Source organism: Afipia clevelandensis ATCC 49720 (genome assembly GCF_000336555.1).
Lineage (GTDB): Bacteria > Pseudomonadota > Alphaproteobacteria > Rhizobiales > Xanthobacteraceae > Afipia > Afipia clevelandensis.
Map to the genome: position 1 here is coordinate 1234178 of NZ_KB375281.1, position 17365 is coordinate 1251542.

The window sequence follows — 17365 nt, forward strand, 5'->3', positions numbered from 1 at the left end:
GCTTGTGCGAGCCTCCAATGTGAAACTTTGGAAAGCACGGAACATCCCGTTTTTTCTTCCGTTGTTTGATGAAGTCCATCCGGAGTTCAGACACATGATCAATCTCAAGGTTCTTGGCGCGGCTGCCCTTCTCGCAGTTGTTCCTGCGCTCGCTTCATCGGTCGCAGATGCCCGTCCCGGCGGGGGCTTCTCGCGCGGCGGCGGTGGCGGAGGTGCAGCTTTCCGCGGTGGCGGTGGCGGAGGATTCCGTGGCGGAGGCTTTGCTGCACGCCCGAGCTTTGGCGGCGGCCATCGCATGGGCGGTTTTGCCGGACGCGCGGCTATTGGCGGCGCTGCAGCGGGTGCCCTTGCGTCACGCCCCGCTTTCGCCGGGCGTCCTGTCGCGCAACTCGGTGGGGGCCGTCCGGTCGCCCAGCTCAATCGCGGGTGGAATGGCCACCGGCATTGGCGTGGCCGCCACTGGCGCGGGCCCGGCTATGGTTTCGGAGCGGGCCTTGCGCTCGGCGCGCTCGGTTCGTCCTACTACTATAGCGATCCGTACTACTACGACACCTATGCCTACTCGCCTGACGCCTATGTTTACGGGGATGACTATGCTGCCGCTCCTGTTTCCGACAGCGACGTGGCCTATTGCTCTCAGCGCTACAAGTCTTACGACCCCGCGTCAGGCACCTATCTGGGTTATGACGGCCAGCGCCATCCCTGCCCGTGATCCGCTGCGGGCAATCTGACACCTTCCGGGGCGTGTTCCGGGTGTGGAACCGCCCCGGAAACGCCTGAATCCACACGAACATTATCGTTCTCTGGACGGCCATCGCGCATTCCGCGCGGCGGCTGATGCAGAAGTATTGATGCGGGCTTCAATGAGGAAATCATGATCACCTTGAAGAATGGATTTGCGGCCGCGGCAATTGCACTGGCGCTTCCGATGGCGATGGTCTCGTCAAGTCAAGCCGCTCCGCTGGCGAGCCAGGCTGTCGTTGCGGCTCACGCCAGCACGAACAATTCGCTCGTGACCGAGGTGCAATGGCGGCGGCGCGGATACTATCGTGGCGGTGGCGCTGCGGGTCTCGGCATCGGCCTCGCCGCCGGTGCGCTGATCGGCGGCGCAATCGCTGCGGGCTCGAGCCCCTACTACTACGGCCCGGGTTACTACGCTCCTCCACCTCCAGTTTATTATGCCAGACCGGCTCCGGTTTACGGCGGTGACGCCGTTGCGTACTGCATGCAGCGGTACCGGTCCTATGATCCGGCGTCGGGCACCTATCTGAATTACGACGGCAACCGCTATCCCTGCCCATAAAGCCGGAGAGGTTCAATTTTCGAGACGGCGGTGCATGCGGATGCGCCGCCGTTTTTCTTTGGAGCTTCAGAACGCGACTTTTACGCCACCTCGGCCTGTGATGGTCTGGCTCTGGTCCGACATCGCGGTGAACTCGGTCGCGCCAAAAACGGAGACGCCGGAAGCGTTGCGCCAGTCGAAGCCTGCACCAGCATAGAACCCGACGATACTTCCGCGGCCAGGCGTCGCGAAGGCAAGGCTTTGTCCGAGCAGAACGGTGTTGACGTTGCTGTCGCTGGCGCGCTGCAAAGCCACCAGGCCGACAGTGCCGCTCACCTGAAGTTGCTCCGAGGGCGTCGCCTGTGTTGTGTGGGTCAGCTTGAGCTCACCGCGCTCCTCGAAGTTGTGCGAGACGCGCGAGGCGACCGTGAGGTTCGCCGACGAGCCGCTCTCCTGATATCCGCCGAAACCAGCCGCGAGATAACGCACGCGCGCCGATGGCGTCAGGGTCAGGTTATAACCGAGCGCCCGTTGAAAGCCGTAGGCAACTTCGGGACTGACGAACCAGCCATCGTATTTGCCGCTGGCGTATTCATAGCCGCCTGGAGCGAGGTTGTTGGTGAGCGTCCGCTTCACATCGTTGCTGCTGTATCCGCCGAGCAGGGAGAAATCCAAGAACGCACGGCCCATGGCGTAGCGGCCGTAGACACCGCCGAATCCGATGTCGCTCGATGTGCTGCCTGAGTTCAGATCGATGGACGACTTGATCGCACCGCCACCGATGAACCCGCCGAGACGCAGGCCCGGCTGCACGGTCTTGTCGATACCAAGCACGCCGCCGTAGAAATTATTGACCGAGCGAAGCGTCGGCGCACTCGCTTGCTGAATGCGTTGGCCGCCAAAACCCTGCGCCCAGATGCTGGTGCCATCGGCTGCGGTGAAACTCGGATTGCTCAACAGCACGCGGTCGTTACTAGCATAAGCCAGCGCCGGAATGCCCGAGAAGACATCATTGGCCATATCGCGTGCGACATTGCCGGACGGTGCGAAGCCCATCACCGCCGATCCGTTGCCATTGATCGGCGCCGGATTGGTCAGACGGCTCGTCACCAACGATGTGATCGTGCGCGTAACATCGACAACATTGCGCTCTGCATTGGCGAATGATGTCGGATCGAGGAGCGCGACAGTATCCCCCTTGATAACGTAAGGCGCGCCACCGGTGACATTGACGACGGAACCGGTATCCAGAAGACCGCCGCCGCAAACGCAGCCTCCCCCGAATGTCAGAACCGACGAGATGTCATGACCGCCGAGGATGTTGATTTGCGTGCCGGTACCGGCAAAAAACGACGACCCGTTGAGATCGATCATTCCCAAGATTCGTGAGCCCGGCAGAATGTTGAGCGTGGTCGGCGTGGCGATACTGAATTGGGAAAGAGAGATCGCAATGCCGCCAGACGCATTTCGCCCATCAACCAACCCTGCGTTGGTGACGGTCGCACTGCCAAAACCGTAAGCTTGCGCGGTCACGCCGCCAATGGAACTGCCGGCGTTGTAGACACTCGCGTTGCCGTCGCCTGCTGCGATGGCCGCGATGCCCGTTGTAACTGTGCCGTAGTTGACAATCGAAGCGTCGCCAGATCCGCCGTTGTAGCCGCTGATCGTATAGATGCCGCCGGTCGTGCCGTAGTTGGTCGTGCTGGCGTTGCCGGTATCCGAGATGGTCAGGATGCTCGGATTGTTGGCGTTGTCAGCGATGGTGCCGCGGTTGATCGCTATGGCATCACCCGTTGTGCCTATCGCAAAAGTCAACATCGCAGATTCATATCCCGGACCCAAAAACGATGGATAGGGATTTCCTGTTGGGTTGATGAGCGTACCGGTATTGATGCTAACGGCGTTGCCGCCAACAACAGTGTACGTCTGGAGAAAATCGGCGGTCCCCGCGTTGATGGTCGTCGCGTTTCCGATACCGAAGCTAACAAAGCCGGTCGCCGTTGTTATTCCGCCCGTAATGTTTCCCGTGCTGGTATTGACGCTGAGTGCATCGCCACCGAGCGCATCGGTGTATGTTTGAATGCCTCCGGCAACGGCGCCCGAATTTATAGTGGATGCGTTTCCGCCAAGGTTAGTGCTCGTGACGATGCCGGCGGTTGGGCCAAACAAATTCTGAATATTGCCGGAGTTGATCGTCGTCGCATCGCCGCCCAAAGAACTCGTTGAAATATTGTTCAGTATCTGACCCGAGTTCTGCGTGAGCGCCTTGCCATTCTGGGCATTGTTTGTGATGGCAAAAATCAGAGCACTGTTCGCGATCGTCGAATTGCCATTGCTTGCGGTGGAATCAAGAGCGAATGCAGATCCGGAGTTGTTGAGGACAGCGTTGCCGTTGCCGCTAACGAACAGGCTGATGCCGCTGTTGCCGGTGCCCGAGTTATTGACAAGGTTATTGCCATCAACCGTTGTCGCGGTGATACCGTTGCTGACGCCGGAACTATTGATCGTGAGGTTGAACACGCCCGTTTGATTCAGCATGTACGGCACTGCCGTTTCAGTACCTGTATTGGTGCAGGTGACGTCGCTTGCCCCGATTGCCCCCACACACCCAAACTGCGCGCGTGCGTTAGTTATCGCAGCGAAACTGACGAAGGAGAAGATAGCCAGCGCGAACAGGAATCGCGGCGCGCGCGCTTTCCGCACGCAAAAAAACGCCACTTGTGTCCACAACGACGCCACGCCCCGCCCCCGTCAACCGCAGACGTTGGCTGTCTGTCGGAAACCAGACGGAACCTATCAGGCGGCAGGTTCCACTGCTGTGACATCTGAGATACATCGGCGCGGAATGGGCCTTTGAAAGGCCCATTCTGCGCGGATTGAGAACTCAATTCAGGAGCGCGATGCCAGCATAACGCCGACAATCGTGAATGCCAGAGCAGCGATCTTTGCGGCTCCCAGCGGCTCGCCTAGCGCTACGGCGGACGCCAGCACGCCGATCACCGGCACGAGCAACGTGCCGATCGCCGCGACCGAAGCCGGGAGCCGCTGAAGCGCTGCGAACCAGCACGCATAGGCGACACAGAACTGGATCACGATGGAATAGGCGAACAACGTCCAGCCGAGCGATGACAACGCTTCAAAGTGCGGCTGTTCGATCAAAAGCCCCAAGGCTGCCACCGGCAAACAGCCGATCAGGATCTGCCAGACCGCCGAGGTCAGCGGCGGCAGCGTCAGCGGCCACCGCTTTCCGAACACCGTACCGACTGCAAAGAGAAACGCTCCGGCCAGCGCGAGCAGAATGCCCGGCAGCTTGGCGTAGCTGGCGGCAATGCCTCCCCCGCCCATCAGTGCGACAAGACCGGCAATCGCCATCGCCATCGCAACCACGCGCAATGCCGAAATGCGTTCGCCGAGAAACGGCCAGGCCAGCACCGATGCCCAGACCGGCATCGAATACGCCATCACCGCCGCTTCGCTGGCCGGAAGATAGACCAGCGCAAGACCCATCAGCGCCATCCACGCCGTGACGTTGAGACCCGACAGCAGCACAAGCCGTGGCCATTGCGCACGCGGCACCTTCAGCGACTGGCGGAATACGAGCGCCAGCAACGCAAGCAATGCCGCGCCGACAATGCCCGAGATTCCACGGACCGACAGCGGCGGCAATTCGGTCAGCAGATGCTTGGTGACCGGCCAGTTCAGTCCCCAGCCGACGGAGGTCGCGGTCAGCAACAGATAGCCAATGGTGCGGGTGCGGCGCTGCGCAGCGGCACTGTCACCGGACGGCAGATCCTTCAGGGCATCTTGAGGTGTACGGCTATCCACAGGTTCGATTTCCAACTCGTATGTCCACACCGTGTGGATGACGGGGAGAAAGACCACGCGCGCGTCACGCAATCCACCCGAAAACCGCAGAATGAGCGCATAGCAAAGGCGCGATTTTGGAGGCCCGCGACAAGCTCTGGAGGAACTCACAAGGCGGTGAGATTTCGGCTTCCGAATCCGCAAGGACTCACCGATACTTCCCGCATTGCGAGGCAAACCAGCGTTGAGCTATTCCGCTGGAAATCCGCATTTTCCACCATATTTAGTGTTTGATTCAGATTTCGACACTAATCCTTGACGTGCTGGATGGAGTCGGCCTAGCTTTGGGATTGTTCGGCGCGCAGGTTTTCAGTCTTGCCGGGCACCTCCCGAAAAGGGTCGAGAAGACAGCTCCGTCAGGCCGGTCGAGGTCACGGGCCGGGGATTTGTCTGCTCTTTTCCCGGAGCTGGACGGGCGGGTGGATGACCACTTGCACGGCCTGCGGGGTCGCCGCCGGAGGCGGCAAGACGAAATGGCGAAACCGCGGCAAACCGCGGCTTAAAAGGCGAGTTTGGGGCGTTCGGGCAAGGCCGGTTTGGGGACCGGTTGACGCCCGCCAGAGTTAACAGGCCGAAGCCCTCGGCCCGGAAAAGTCTTGGGACCGGAAAAGTCTTGGGACCCGAACCGGGACGACGTGAACGGCAAGCACAAGCGAACGAACCGGTTCGCAAATTGAAATCTCCGGCTTACCGTCAAGGGACGGGAGCGCCGGCAAAGGACGGGGCACTACCATGCGCATCGAACGCCGCTACACCAAAGCCGATCAGTCACCCTACGCCGCGATTGATTTCAGGCTGACGACAAGTGAGATCCGCAATCCTGATGGCTCGGTGGTGTTCCGCCTTGAGAACGTGGAGGTGCCGGAGTTCTGGTCGCAGGTCGCCTCCGACGTTCTGGCGCAGAAGTATTTCCGCAAGGCCGGTGTCGCCGCGCGCCTGAAGAAGGTCGAGGAAGAAACCGTCCCCTCATGGCTGTGGCGCTCGGTGCCGGACACCGAGGCTCTCGCTTCTCTCCCCGAGTCCGAGCGCTTCACGGGCGAACATTCCTCCAAGCAGGTGTTCGACCGTCTCGCCGGCTGCTGGACCTACTGGGGCTGGAAGGGCGGCTACTTCTCCTCGGAAGAAGACGCCCGCGCCTTCCACGACGAACTGCGCTTCATGCTGGCCCGGCAGATGGTCGCGCCGAACTCGCCGCAGTGGTTCAACACCGGACTGCACTGGGCTTACGGCGTCGACGGTCCCGGCCAGGGCCACTACTATGTCGATCCGTTCACCGGCAAGCTGGTGAAATCCAAATCGTCTTACGAGCATCCGCAGCCGCATGCCTGCTTCATTCAGGGCGTCAATGACGACCTCGTCAACGAGGGCGGCATCATGGACCTGTGGGTGCGTGAAGCGCGCCTGTTCAAATACGGCTCGGGCACCGGCTCCAACTTCTCGCGCCTGCGCGGCGAAGGCGAAAAGCTCTCCGGCGGCGGCCGCTCATCCGGCCTGATGTCCTTCCTCAAGATCGGCGACCGCGCGGCGGGCGCGATCAAAAGCGGCGGCACCACACGCCGCGCGGCCAAGATGGTTGTCGTCGACGCCGACCATCCGGATATCGAGACCTATATCGACTGGAAGGTGAAGGAAGAGCAGAAGGTTGCCGCCCTCGTCACCGGCTCCAAGATCAACCAGAAGCATCTCAAGGCCGTGATGAAGGCCTGCGTGAACTGCGAGGGTTCGGGCGATGACTGCTTCGATCCCGAGAAGAACCCGGCGCTGCGCCGTGAGATCAAGTTCGCGCGCCGCGCAATGGTGCAGGACAATCTCATCAAGCGCGTCATCCAGTTCGCCAAGCAGGGCTACACCGACATCTCGTTCGACACCTACGACACCGACTGGGATTCGGAAGCGTATCTCACCGTCGCAGGCCAGAACTCGAACAACTCGGTCTCGCTCAAGGACGACTTCCTGCGCGCGGTGGAAACCGACGGCGACTGGAATCTGATCGGCCGCACCAACAAGAAGGTGACCAAGACGCTCAAGGCCCGCGACCTGTGGGAGAAGATCGGTTACGCCGCATGGGCGAGCGCCGATCCCGGCCTGCACTTCAACACCACCATGAACGACTGGCACACCTGCAAGGCCAGCGGCGACATCCGCGCGTCCAACCCGTGCTCGGAATACATGTTCCTGGACGACACGGCGTGCAACCTCGCCTCCGCGAACCTGCTGACCTTCTACGACACGCAGACCCGCCGCTTCGACGTTGAGGCCTATGAGCACCTCTGCCGTCTCTGGACCGTCGTGCTCGAAATCTCGGTGATGATGGCGCAGTTCCCGTCCAGGGCGATTGCCGAACTCTCCTATGAGTTCCGCACCCTCGGCCTCGGCTATGCCAACATCGGCGGCCTCCTGATGACCATGGGCCTGTCCTACGACTCCAAGGAAGGCCGCGCGCTCTGCGGCGCCCTCACCGCGGTGATGACCGGCACCAGCTACGCGACCTCCGCCGAAATGGCGAGGGAGCTTGGCCCCTTCCCCGGCTACAAGAAGAACGCCGCGCACATGCTGCGCGTGATCCGCAACCACCGCCGCGCCGCGCATGGCGAGGCCACCGGCTATGAAGCGCTCGCCGTCAATCCGGTGCCGCTCGATCACGCAAGCTGCCCGCAGGGCGACATCGTGACCCGCGCCAGGTTCGTCTGGGATCAGGCGCTCGAGCTTGGCCAGCAGCATGGCTACCGCAACGCGCAGACCACGGTCGTCGCGCCGACCGGCACCATCGGCCTTGTGATGGACTGCGACACCACCGGCATCGAGCCGGACTTCGCGCTGGTGAAGTTCAAGAAGCTCGCCGGCGGCGGCTACTGGAAGATCATCAACCGCGCAGTTCCCGAGGCGCTCCGCGCGCTGGGCTATCCCGAAAGCGAGATTGCCGAGATCGAAGCTTACGCCGTCGGCCACGGCTCGCTCGGCCAGGCGCCTGGCATCAACCGCTCGACGCTGAAGGCCAAGGGCTTCACCGATGAAGCCCTCGACAAGATCGAAAAGCAGTTGCCGACCGCCTTCGACATCAAGTTCGCCTTCAACAAGTGGACGCTGGGCGAGGACTTCCTGCGCGACACGCTCAAGATCGACCCGGAAGTGAGCAACGCGCCGGGCTTCGACCTGCTCGCAGCCCTCGGCTTCACCAAGCGCGAGATCGAAGCCGCCAACGTGCACATCTGCGGCGCGATGACCGTGGAAGGCGCGCCGCACCTGAAGGCCGAGCACTACAGCGTGTTCGACTGCGCCAATCCCTGCGGCAAGATCGGCAAGCGTTACCTGTCGGTGGAAAGCCACATCCGCATGATGGCGGCCTCGCAGCCCTTCATCTCGGGTGCGATCTCCAAGACCATCAACATGCCGAACGACGCCACGGTGGAGGACTGCAAGTCCGCCTACCTGCTGTCCTGGAAGCTCGCGCTGAAGGCCAACGCGCTCTATCGCGACGGCTCCAAGCTGTCGCAGCCGCTGAACTCGCAGCTCATCAGCGACGATGATGACGAGGACGACGCAATCGAGGCGTTCCACGACAAGCCGATGGCGGCGCGCACCGCGCAGGTCTCGGAGAAGATCGTCGAGAAGCTGGTCGAGCGCATCGTCGTCATGCGCGAGCGCGAGAAGATGCCGGATCGCCGCAAGGGCTACACGCAAAAAGCAGTCGTCGGCGGACACAAGGTCTATCTGCGCACCGGCGAATACGATGACGGCCGCATCGGTGAAATCTTCATCGACATGCACAAGGAGGGCGCGGCGCTGCGCTCCTTCGTCAACAACTTCGCCATCTCCGTCTCGCTCGGCCTCCAGTACGGCGTGCCGCTGGAAGAATATGTCGACGCCTTCACCTTCACCCGCTTCGAGCCTGCTGGCCCGGTGCAGGGCAACGACTCGATCAAGTTCGCGACCTCGATCCTCGACTATGTGTTCCGCGAACTCGCGGTGAGCTACATGGGCCGGTTCGATCTCGGCCATGTCGATCCAAGCGACATGGGCTTCGATGCGCTCGGCAAGGGCGTCGAGGAAGGCAAGGCGCCGGAAGCGCATGGCGCGACCAAGTATCTGTCGAAGGGCCTCACCCGCTCGCGCACGGACAACCTGGTTGTGATGCGCGGCGGGGCTGCGGCGATCTCCGCCAACGACGACAGCGCCCCCGCGGGCGGATCGAAGGTGACGGCGCTCGCAGGCACCCATGTGGGCGACAGCGTCGAGGGCGCCGTCGCGCTCAAGGTAGCGGAGCCGGAGCGCGATCTCTCGCCGACGGAAAAGCTGGAAGCGCAACAGTGGAGCAAGGCAGGCTCTGCGGCTCAGGCTGCGCCAAGCAAGGCCGAGCGCCGTGCGGAAGCGAAAGCCCGCGGCTATGAAGGCGACATGTGTACGGAGTGCAGCAACTTCACGCTGGTGCGGAACGGCACGTGCATGAAGTGCGACACGTGCGGCAGCACGACGGGATGTTCGTGAACGTTATGCTAATGAGGGGCGACCGTTTCGGTCGCCCCTTTTTCTTGGGACCCTTAAATGATAAGGTACGTTGAGAAGGACGCATACCTATTTCGATTTCTAGATCATCGCACACAATATTTTTGGACAACGATTGGCGACCTTCTAAGCAATCAGGAAATTTTTTTAAACTCGAGACGCAACTTCAACGACCCATTTGACAGTCAGCCAGTGGTCGTGTCCGATCTGAAGGCGTCGGCGATACGAAAATACTTTGCTCACATACTTCAAAATCCTTTTAGCGGGGCCCGAAGCGCCAAAAGCATCGAAAAATTATTGCGCCTACAGGAACAGGGCCGAACTAGACTGACGAAAAAAAATATTGAAAGCCTAAAATCGAAATCAAAACAAAATGCTTTTGATTATTTAGATCGATGCGGCCTGTCATCTTTTTCACGAACCGTAGATAATCCCCTGCTTTGGGGGCATTACGCTGCGTCGTTTTCTGGCATATGTGCTGTATTCAAGAATAGCGGATCTCGGACCAGCGCCTTCTCAATATGCGCTGATGTACTATATGTTGACCAACGCCCAGAGCTTCCACTCAGCCTAATCTTTGATCTTGGCACCAGTGCGATGACTGGAAGATCAGAATCTGATATTAATGATTTTGCAGATAGAGCGTTCTTTCTTTCGTTTTTACACAAGGATGCGCGCTGGGCATACGAACGCGAGGCTCGAATATTTTTTCCATTTCGTGCCCAGCAGAAAGTGAAATTTGAGAGCGATGAATTGGTAGGAATTATCTTGGGCCCCAACTCCACGGCAGAGCTAAAGAGTGAACTACTGCATGAATTGAAACTCCGGAGGTCTTCTGTGCCTCTCTTTCAAGCCACTCTTTCAGAAACTGAATTTAGAATTGAGATACCCACCTCAATTTCTCGGTGGCTCCGTTAGCCTAACGCTTGACTATTCCGCGTTTACCCATCGATGCCTCCCGAACTGGTTGGAGCGCAGCGAAATCGCGCCATCAGCGAACACCCTTCCCGCATTGCGCTTCGCTTCATGCGGGCTACCAACCCAACAAATTCCCGACACGCGCGACCGTCATCACCGGTCTTGTCCCAGTGATCCACGTCTTCCTTTTCGGATACATCCAAACTCGTGGATGGCCGGGTCATCCCCGATCAGGTCGGGGACCGGCGCCTGGCCATGACAAGGCGAGCTAACACCGCCCCTCATTTTGTAGTGGCGGCGTCATGCCGCACGGGTACAGTCCTCCCATTGCGCCAAAAACAATTCGTGTCCGGGAGACCATTGTGATCAAAATCATGTCCGCAACCGCCCTCGCCTTTGCACTTGCCCTGACGCTGGTCGCGCCTGCCGATGCTGCGACCTGCAGCGGCTCGTTCAACACCTGTGTGTCGCGCTGCAAGACCAAATATGCCGCCGACAAGAACTGCGTCTCCGATCATTGCTCGCCGAAGCTGGCGACCTGCAAGACCACGGGCTGCTGGCAGCAGGGCGGCGATTTCGGCAATGTGCTGACCTGCAATCTCGACAAGCGTTGAGCTTGCGCTTCTAGCGATCCGTAATTTGATCCTGATCAACCAACCTCCCGTTGCGCCTGCGTAGCCTTCGATTCTGCGGTTTTCGCAGTGATCCGGAGGATGCCATGTCTGTCGCCCTTCAAGCTGCCCTGTCGAGCGGCGCGATTTTTGTTCTCGCCTTTGTCGCGATCTGGGCGTTCTGGTTCGTTGAACGGTTGCGGGGCAACTCCGCGCCGAAAGCCCGTGATCTCACCGGCGATATCGTCGGGCGCAGATCCCGCGCCTGAGACGGATGAAGCGAAGCGGAATCCGGGGTCGCGCTTTTCCCCCCACGCAGTCCGTATTGTGCTTCGCTTCATGCCGCCAATGCATCGTGCGGCCGTGCAGCAATTCCCCGCACCGCACATAACCTTCCGCGATAGGTCAGCCCTGCTGCTGGAACGCTTCCGCGCGCGGCGTATTGTTATTCCCGGAGGCGAGCGGAGTGACGCGCATGCGGCTTCATCTCGACAGCGAGAAACATGAAACGCAGATGTGTCTGGCGCTGGTGATCGCGATCATGATCCTCACGGGGTCCGCGATCCTGTACATGGGTACACACTATCAAGTGGCAGCGCAGACCGTGAAGCGAACCCCGCTCGCCTCGCCGCTCTGACAGGATGACGCGCCGTCCGGCTGCGCCGCGGGCGTATTGTGTGCTCAAATCCTTCTAAGTGCGCAAGTCTTCTTATGTGAGCAAGTCCTGAGGCGTCATCGCGTATTTCAGCCGGAACAGCCCCGGCAAGGCGCCGGGCGCGGCGCCTTCCGCTTCCAGTTCCTTCGGCGCCAGCAGGCCATGCGCGATCTCCTGCAGCGCGTCGCTGCTGGAGCCCGACACCAGCACGATCCAGTCCGCCGCCGCATCGCCGCCGCGGATGCGCTGCTCCTCGGTCTGGCCCGCCTGCGGCGTGTCGGTGTGAAGCAGATGCGCGCCGGTGAAGCTCCCCTTTTCCGGCAGCCTTGCCACCACGTCGCGCAGATGCGCGGACAGCGCCGAGGCCTGTGCCGGCTGCGGCGACAGGCGCAGCGTCAGCATCGCGCCGCCGATCCCGCCGCCGTGGCTGGCGATCACCCGGCACTGGCTGCGCACCATGTTGCGGTGATGCGGCATCATCTTTTTCGACCAGGGCGTGGGATCGTTCAGCCGCGCCAGATAGTCCGGTGAGGTCAGCGTCTCCCAGGCGTCGAGTTCATAGAAGACAAAAAAGCCCACGCCGCCGTCGGCCGCCGCCCAGCGCGAGCCGCGCAGGAACCCGGGAAGGTGCAGGCGCTCCGGGAAATGCTCGTGGGAATGCCAGTCCTCGAACTCGGCCCGCTGCTCGCGCGCCATGTCCCACCACATCGCTACCGCCGCTTTGCCGAGCAAGGCCATCCGCAATCCCCTTCGCGGGGACTATACACCATCGCTTACACTATGCCTTGGCCTTGCGATCTCGCCGCGCGTGGTGGCGAGGCCCATCTCGAAGCTGTCGGCGATCCGCCGGGCGCGGACAATCAACGCCTCGGCCACGTCGCTCTGGAAAATCTCCCGCGCGGTGGTCTCGAACAGGGCCAGCCAGCGGTCGAAATGTTCGCCTTTCAGCGGCAGCATCAGGTGCGGACGCATCGGGCGGCCGTTGTAGCGGCCGGTTTTGAGCATCATCGACGACCAGAAATCGCTGATCTGCGCGATGTGATGGTCCCAGTCCTTCACCTGCGCATTGAAAATCGGCCCGATCAGGCTGTCCTCGCGGGCGCGGCCATAGAAGGTCGCCACAAGACGGGCGATCTTTTCCTCGGTGAGGTCGGAATGAAAGGTGTGCAGGGCGGAACTGGCCGGTTCGGTCATGGCCCTGATGTAGGCCGCCCGCCCCGCGCGGGCAACCCGCGCAGCGCATGGCCGCGCTGCCATCATGTCTTGATTCAGGTCGTTGCTATTTGCAGGTCTTGTCGCGGCGCTTGTCCGCCAGCCGGCGTTCGCAATAGGTGATGCAGTACTTCCCGCCAGCCTTGGCGCAAGCGGCGGTGCATTTGTCGTAGCTGCAACCCCATGAGTCGGCGCGGGCGGTGTCCGGCACGGACGCGAACGCCATCACCACCGCAACTGCAATCAATCCCTTGATAAGCATGCCGGCCTCCCGCGCGGAATTGCGAACGGGACCGAGCTTACATCAGGCGGAGGCGTTGCAAACTACCCAAACAGACAGCGCCTCCGCTGACCGCACTTTCCGTTTGACCGGCAAGCGTTCGCGGCCGAAGCTGATCCTTGATCTTTGCCGTGCAGACCCGCCCACGTGAGGATATGCATGCCCGCGTCCATGGATCACCCGCCGGCACCGGGACGAAGGCCAGCCGCGCTTGCAGCGATGGCCGCCGCCATAACCCTGATGCTGTTCGCTGCACCTGCCGCCGCGCGCGGAAAGTCCAACCAGATTCAATACGAATATGTGCCGCCGAAGGACCCGGCGCATCAGGCCATTTACGAGCAGATGAAACAAGGCCGCGCGCTTGAGCACCTGCAGGAATTGCTCAGTCCGCTCCGCCTGCCCTATCCGCTGAAGCTGACGGTCGCGGGCTGCGACGGCGTCCCGAACGCCTGGTACAGCAACGAGGTGGTCAAGGTCTGTTACGAATTGCTGGCGGAGTTTCTGAAGCACGCATCGAAGCAGGAACTTCCCATGGGGATTACCCGCGCCGATACCATTCTCGGCCCGGTTCTCGATGTCTTCCTGCATGAGACCGGCCATGCCGTGTATGACATGCTGCAGATCCCCATCCTCGGCCGTCAGGAAGACGCCGCCGACCAGTTCGCCGCCTATGTGATGCTTCGGCTGCCGAAGCAGGAGGCCCGCAAGCTGATCCTCGGCGCGGCCTACGGGTACAATATCCAGATGCCGCAAGGCGAGCGGGTCACCATGGAGGTGGATGCATTCTCAAACGAGCACTCGCTGCCCGCACAGCGCGCCTACAACGTCCTGTGCATTGCCTATGGCGCGGACAGCAAGCTGTTTGCCGATGTGGTCGAACTGGAATTCCTGCCGAAGAAACGCGCGGAGATCTGCCCTTACGAATACGAAGACCTGACCTTCGCGATGGACAAGCTGATCCGCCCGCATATCGACATGAAGCGCGCCGCGAAGTTTCATGAGGTCTGGGCGCGAACGGTCACCGCGCGGCGCGAGCGTCTGGCGCGACCCTGAGCCGATCGCCGTCTCCTGCGCGGCGCTGTATCACGCTGTCTTGTCGGTGATCTGGCCGGGGTCCTTGCTGCCGCCGGCCTTGGCCTGCTGCTCGATCAGCTTCTGGATCTTCTCCATCACCGCGCGCTGCGCGTCCGGGTCCATCGCCGCGAACTGTTCCGGAGTGATACCGAGCTGGCCGAGCATCGCGTCGAACATCTTTTCGGCGGGTGTCTTCTTTGCGTATTCGAGGAATTTCTCCTCAACGCTCTGTGCGCCGAGCGGCTTGTCCAGCTTGCCCGACGTCATGTTGGCGACGAGCGGTGTTGTTGTGATCGAAATCGACATGCCTAGCCCCGTTTGAACCCGCCATGGTTCAGCAAGCCGCATGCCAGACAGCGACAGTCAGAAAGCCGCTATTTTACTGATGAATCCGCACATCCGCGGTGCGCAAAAAATTCCGCGTGCCGCGCGAGAGAAAAATTTGCCGGGCGGAATTTTCCGCCCGCTGTTTGAAACAGCATGGCGCAGTTTCGGCGTTTGATCCGGATCAAGGGGCGCGTATGGTCTGGCGTGCACAAGACAGGATCACATCAGGAGACCCCAAGATGTCCGCATCCGACATCGCCAACCGTCATTTCGCGGCGGCCATCGCCGAAGCCACGGCGTCCGGACAGGACGGCGACGGCGTCTGCCGCGCCCTGCTCGGCCTTGTGGTGAACAAGTATCTGGAGACGCGCGGCGTGGCCGATGTCCAGTCCGAGTTGCGCTTTCTGGCTGACAACTGCGATCCGGACACCGACTTCGCGTTTATGAGGCCTTAAGCCTTCGCGTAGTTATAGAAGCCTTGTCCGGTCTTGCGGCCGAGATGACCTGCGTCGACCATTTCCTTGAGCAGCGGCGCGGGGCGATACTTCGGATCGTTGAAGCCGGTGTAGAACACCTCCATCACCGACAGCATGGTGTCGAGGCCGATCATGTCGGCCAGCGCCAGCGGGCCGATCGGGTGGTTGCAGCCGAGCTTCATGCCGGCGTCGATCTCCTCCGCCGAGGCGATGCCTTCCGAGAGCGCGAAGATCGCCTCGTTGATCATCGGGCACAGGATGCGGTTGACCGCGAAGCCCGGACTGTTCTTGGCGGTGACCGCGACCTTGCCGACGCGCTGGGCGAAGGCGAGCGCCTTGGCATGCGTATCGTCGGAGGTCTGCAGACCGCGGATCAGTTCGAGAAGCTGCATCACCGGCACCGGATTGAAGAAGTGCATGCCGATGAAACGGTCCGGACGGTCGGTCGCCGCCGCAAGGCGCGTCACCGAGATCGACGAGGTGTTGGTGGCGACCAGCGCGCGCGGCTGAAGGTTGGCGCAGAGGTCCTTCAGGATCTTGATCTTGAGGTCTTCGTTCTCGGTGGCGGCCTCGATCACGAGATCGCAGGAGGACAGCTTGGATTTGTCGGTGGTGCCGTTGATGCGCTTCAGCGCAGCGTCTCGGTCGCCCGCGCTCATCTTCTCCTTCTTGACAAGACGGTCGAGGCTGCCGCCGATGGTCGCAACACCGCGCGAAACGGCGGCGTCGGAAATGTCCACCATCACGACCTGGAGGCCCGCCGCAGCGCAAATCTGCGCAATGCCGTTGCCCATGGTGCCGGCGCCGATAATGCCAACCGTTTCAATCATGTCCCGCGTCCTTTCAATGCTTCAATTCAGGGGCGAATGGCCCTCATGGGCCTGCCCGCGTCTTCCATGGACCGGGTATCTACTCCGCCCCGACCGGCGGCGCTACAGCTAACAGGCCTCCGAAGGGTCCCCGTCCCGGCGTCGAACCGGCCCGCCCGTCGTGCCCACCAACCGGTATGATGATTATCCCACCCGATCCATTGCCCCTGACACCAACGACCGCGCGGCTGATCGCCGAGGCCGCCACGCTGCCGCTGCGGGATGCGGCGTTTGCGCTGTGGTGGCAGCGATCGACGTTCATCCGCGAGGGAGAAGCAGCGAGCCCGCAAGACCTCAGTAACCGGGCGGACGCCATCGTCTACGGACAGATGCTTGCGGACGCTCTGGCACAGGATCGCATCGCGGCACCGGGCAGCGGCGCTATCCTGCGCCTGCGGCGCGCGCATCCGCTCGCGAATGATGCAGAACTGCGCGATGTCATCCTGGCCGTCGTCAAGTTCGACGACGACTGCAACAGGTTCTTCGCCAACGACAGCACCGACTACTGGCAACAGGTGGAGCGCGCCGTTGACCGCGCGAGCCGGTTGTCGCCGGGCTATCTCGGGACGACGCTGCGCCATACGCGGTATCAGTTGGCGAAAAGCATGCGCTAGCCGCTTCGCAACTTATATCGGCAGTGTCGTCCCTGCCTGCTCCGCAACAATGTAAGAAGCATACCAGTCCGGCCAGTTATCATCGTGCTTGCCGCCGTTGCGCTTTTCGTGTTCGCCATGCGCCGCCGCGGCGCGCCGGAGCGCGGCCGCAAGGTCGGCAGAGGACGCAAACGTGGTGTCGCCTTCAACACGGCCGGGAAGCCGTCCGGTGATTTCCTGAAACAGCCAGCCGTTGCCGTCCGGATCGTTGAACGATGCGAACGAGCGATAGCTGCTGCGATCAGGGTCCGGACCCGCAACGCGAACCCGCCCGAACAGGTAAGGTTCATCCGCGCCGACATAGGCATTGCCGGCTCCGTGAAATAGCTCGCTGACCTTGACACCGCGCCCGAGCAGATCGTTACGGGCAGACTCGATGTCGGAAACGATGAGATAGAGTCCCTTGGCAGACCCCGGGGCCGCGGCGGTGACGTTCTTGCCGAAGATGACCGAGCATCCGGAGCTCGGCGGCGTGAATTGAATCACCCGAAAGTCGTCGCCGGAAGCGAAATCGGCATCCAGCCGCCATCCGAGCGAACTGTAAAAGCTCTTGGCGCGGTCAACGTCCGATACGGGGATCACGACAATTTCGAGTTTCATGTCAGTTCCGCGCGTGGCGGCTTCCGGACTGCTCATGCTGG

19 protein-coding genes are annotated in these 17365 nt (G+C 61.4%); 11 read left to right on the forward strand and 8 right to left on the reverse strand.

Features of this window, described 5'->3' with window-relative positions; translation table 11 throughout:
- Positions 1–94 precede the first annotated feature (94 nt).
- Both HMPREF9696_RS05585 and HMPREF9696_RS05590 read left to right on the forward strand, forming a co-directional pair.
- Complete coding sequence (locus HMPREF9696_RS05585; protein WP_002711987.1) at positions 95–712, forward strand: BA14K family protein; 618 nt, start codon at positions 95–97, stop codon at positions 710–712.
- Between the two features lie 162 nt (positions 713–874).
- The gene (locus tag HMPREF9696_RS05590) at positions 875–1303 is read left to right on the forward strand and encodes a BA14K family protein (RefSeq protein ID WP_002711988.1); all 429 of its coding nucleotides are present in this window, start codon (positions 875–877) and stop codon (positions 1301–1303) included.
- 66 nt (positions 1304–1369) lie between these two features.
- Here the strand turns inward: HMPREF9696_RS05590 and HMPREF9696_RS05595 are convergent, their stop codons facing one another.
- Positions 1370–4021 carry an autotransporter outer membrane beta-barrel domain-containing protein gene (locus HMPREF9696_RS05595; protein WP_245259207.1) on the reverse strand — a complete coding sequence of 884 codons (2652 nt, stop codon included), beginning with the start codon at positions 4019–4021 and terminating at the stop codon, positions 1370–1372.
- A 150-nt stretch (positions 4022–4171) separates the two neighbouring features.
- Positions 4172–5107 carry a DMT family transporter gene (locus HMPREF9696_RS05600; protein ID WP_040301842.1) on the reverse strand — a complete coding sequence of 312 codons (936 nt, stop codon included), beginning with the start codon at positions 5105–5107 and terminating at the stop codon, positions 4172–4174.
- Positions 5108–5878: 771 nt separating this feature from the next.
- On the opposite strand from HMPREF9696_RS05600, the gene HMPREF9696_RS05610 reads away from it, so the two are divergent.
- From HMPREF9696_RS05610 to HMPREF9696_RS21800, 5 genes are all read left to right on the forward strand, one after another.
- On the forward strand, positions 5879–9631 hold the full coding sequence (locus HMPREF9696_RS05610) for a vitamin B12-dependent ribonucleotide reductase (protein WP_002711991.1): 3753 nt from the start codon (positions 5879–5881) through the stop codon (positions 9629–9631).
- Positions 9632–9847: 216 nt separating this feature from the next.
- Positions 9848–10567: a DUF2971 domain-containing protein gene (locus HMPREF9696_RS21565; protein WP_157169999.1), complete on the forward strand. Its 720-nt coding sequence runs from the start codon at positions 9848–9850 to the stop codon at positions 10565–10567.
- Between the two features lie 374 nt (positions 10568–10941).
- On the forward strand, positions 10942–11181 hold the full coding sequence (locus tag HMPREF9696_RS05615) for a hypothetical protein (protein ID WP_245259208.1): 240 nt from the start codon (positions 10942–10944) through the stop codon (positions 11179–11181).
- 104 nt (positions 11182–11285) lie between these two features.
- On the forward strand, positions 11286–11447 hold the full coding sequence (locus HMPREF9696_RS21795) for a hypothetical protein (RefSeq protein ID WP_002711994.1): 162 nt from the start codon (positions 11286–11288) through the stop codon (positions 11445–11447).
- 206 nt (positions 11448–11653) lie between these two features.
- Entirely contained in the window at positions 11654–11815 is a 162-nt protein-coding gene (locus tag HMPREF9696_RS21800; protein ID WP_002711995.1) for a hypothetical protein, read from the forward strand.
- A gap of 72 nt (positions 11816–11887) precedes the next feature.
- On the opposite strand, the gene HMPREF9696_RS05620 is transcribed toward HMPREF9696_RS21800, so the two are convergent.
- From HMPREF9696_RS05620 to HMPREF9696_RS05630, 3 genes are all read right to left on the reverse strand, one after another.
- Entirely contained in the window at positions 11888–12571 is a 684-nt protein-coding gene (locus HMPREF9696_RS05620; RefSeq protein WP_002711996.1) for a hypothetical protein, read from the reverse strand.
- A gap of 21 nt (positions 12572–12592) precedes the next feature.
- Positions 12593–13027 (reverse strand): group III truncated hemoglobin, encoded by a 435-nt coding sequence (locus HMPREF9696_RS05625; RefSeq protein ID WP_040301192.1) that lies wholly within the window; start codon positions 13025–13027, stop codon positions 12593–12595.
- A gap of 85 nt (positions 13028–13112) precedes the next feature.
- Positions 13113–13307 carry a hypothetical protein gene (locus HMPREF9696_RS05630; protein WP_002711998.1) on the reverse strand — a complete coding sequence of 65 codons (195 nt, stop codon included), beginning with the start codon at positions 13305–13307 and terminating at the stop codon, positions 13113–13115.
- 237 nt (positions 13308–13544) lie between these two features.
- Here HMPREF9696_RS05630 and HMPREF9696_RS05635 point away from each other — a divergent pair, with 237 nt between their 5' ends.
- The gene (locus tag HMPREF9696_RS05635; RefSeq protein ID WP_040301194.1) at positions 13545–14378 is read left to right on the forward strand and encodes a DUF4344 domain-containing metallopeptidase; all 834 of its coding nucleotides are present in this window, start codon (positions 13545–13547) and stop codon (positions 14376–14378) included.
- 30 nt (positions 14379–14408) lie between these two features.
- Here HMPREF9696_RS05635 and HMPREF9696_RS05640 read toward each other — a convergent pair whose 3' ends face one another.
- Positions 14409–14705, reverse strand: coding sequence for a hypothetical protein (locus HMPREF9696_RS05640; RefSeq protein ID WP_002712000.1), 297 nt, complete (start codon positions 14703–14705; stop codon positions 14409–14411).
- A gap of 40 nt (positions 14706–14745) precedes the next feature.
- Here HMPREF9696_RS05640 and HMPREF9696_RS21570 point away from each other — a divergent pair, with 40 nt between their 5' ends.
- Positions 14746–14901, forward strand: coding sequence for a hypothetical protein (locus HMPREF9696_RS21570; RefSeq protein WP_157170001.1), 156 nt, complete (start codon positions 14746–14748; stop codon positions 14899–14901).
- Between the two features lie 64 nt (positions 14902–14965).
- On the forward strand, positions 14966–15181 hold the full coding sequence (locus HMPREF9696_RS05645) for a hypothetical protein (RefSeq protein ID WP_002712001.1): 216 nt from the start codon (positions 14966–14968) through the stop codon (positions 15179–15181).
- Here the strand turns inward: HMPREF9696_RS05645 and HMPREF9696_RS05650 are convergent.
- Positions 15178–16032, reverse strand: a complete 855-nt coding sequence (locus HMPREF9696_RS05650) for a 3-hydroxybutyryl-CoA dehydrogenase (protein ID WP_002712002.1) — start codon at positions 16030–16032, stop codon at positions 15178–15180. The two genes, HMPREF9696_RS05645 and HMPREF9696_RS05650, sit on opposite strands and share 4 nt — an antisense overlap.
- A 179-nt stretch (positions 16033–16211) precedes the next feature.
- On the opposite strand from HMPREF9696_RS05650, the gene HMPREF9696_RS05655 reads away from it, so the two are divergent.
- Positions 16212–16685 carry a hypothetical protein gene (locus HMPREF9696_RS05655; RefSeq protein ID WP_002712003.1) on the forward strand — a complete coding sequence of 158 codons (474 nt, stop codon included), beginning with the start codon at positions 16212–16214 and terminating at the stop codon, positions 16683–16685.
- A 12-nt stretch (positions 16686–16697) separates the two neighbouring features.
- Here the strand turns inward: HMPREF9696_RS05655 and HMPREF9696_RS05660 are convergent, their stop codons facing one another.
- Positions 16698–17360 carry a VOC family protein gene (locus tag HMPREF9696_RS05660; RefSeq protein ID WP_002712004.1) on the reverse strand — a complete coding sequence of 221 codons (663 nt, stop codon included), beginning with the start codon at positions 17358–17360 and terminating at the stop codon, positions 16698–16700.
- Positions 17361–17365 lie beyond the last annotated feature (5 nt).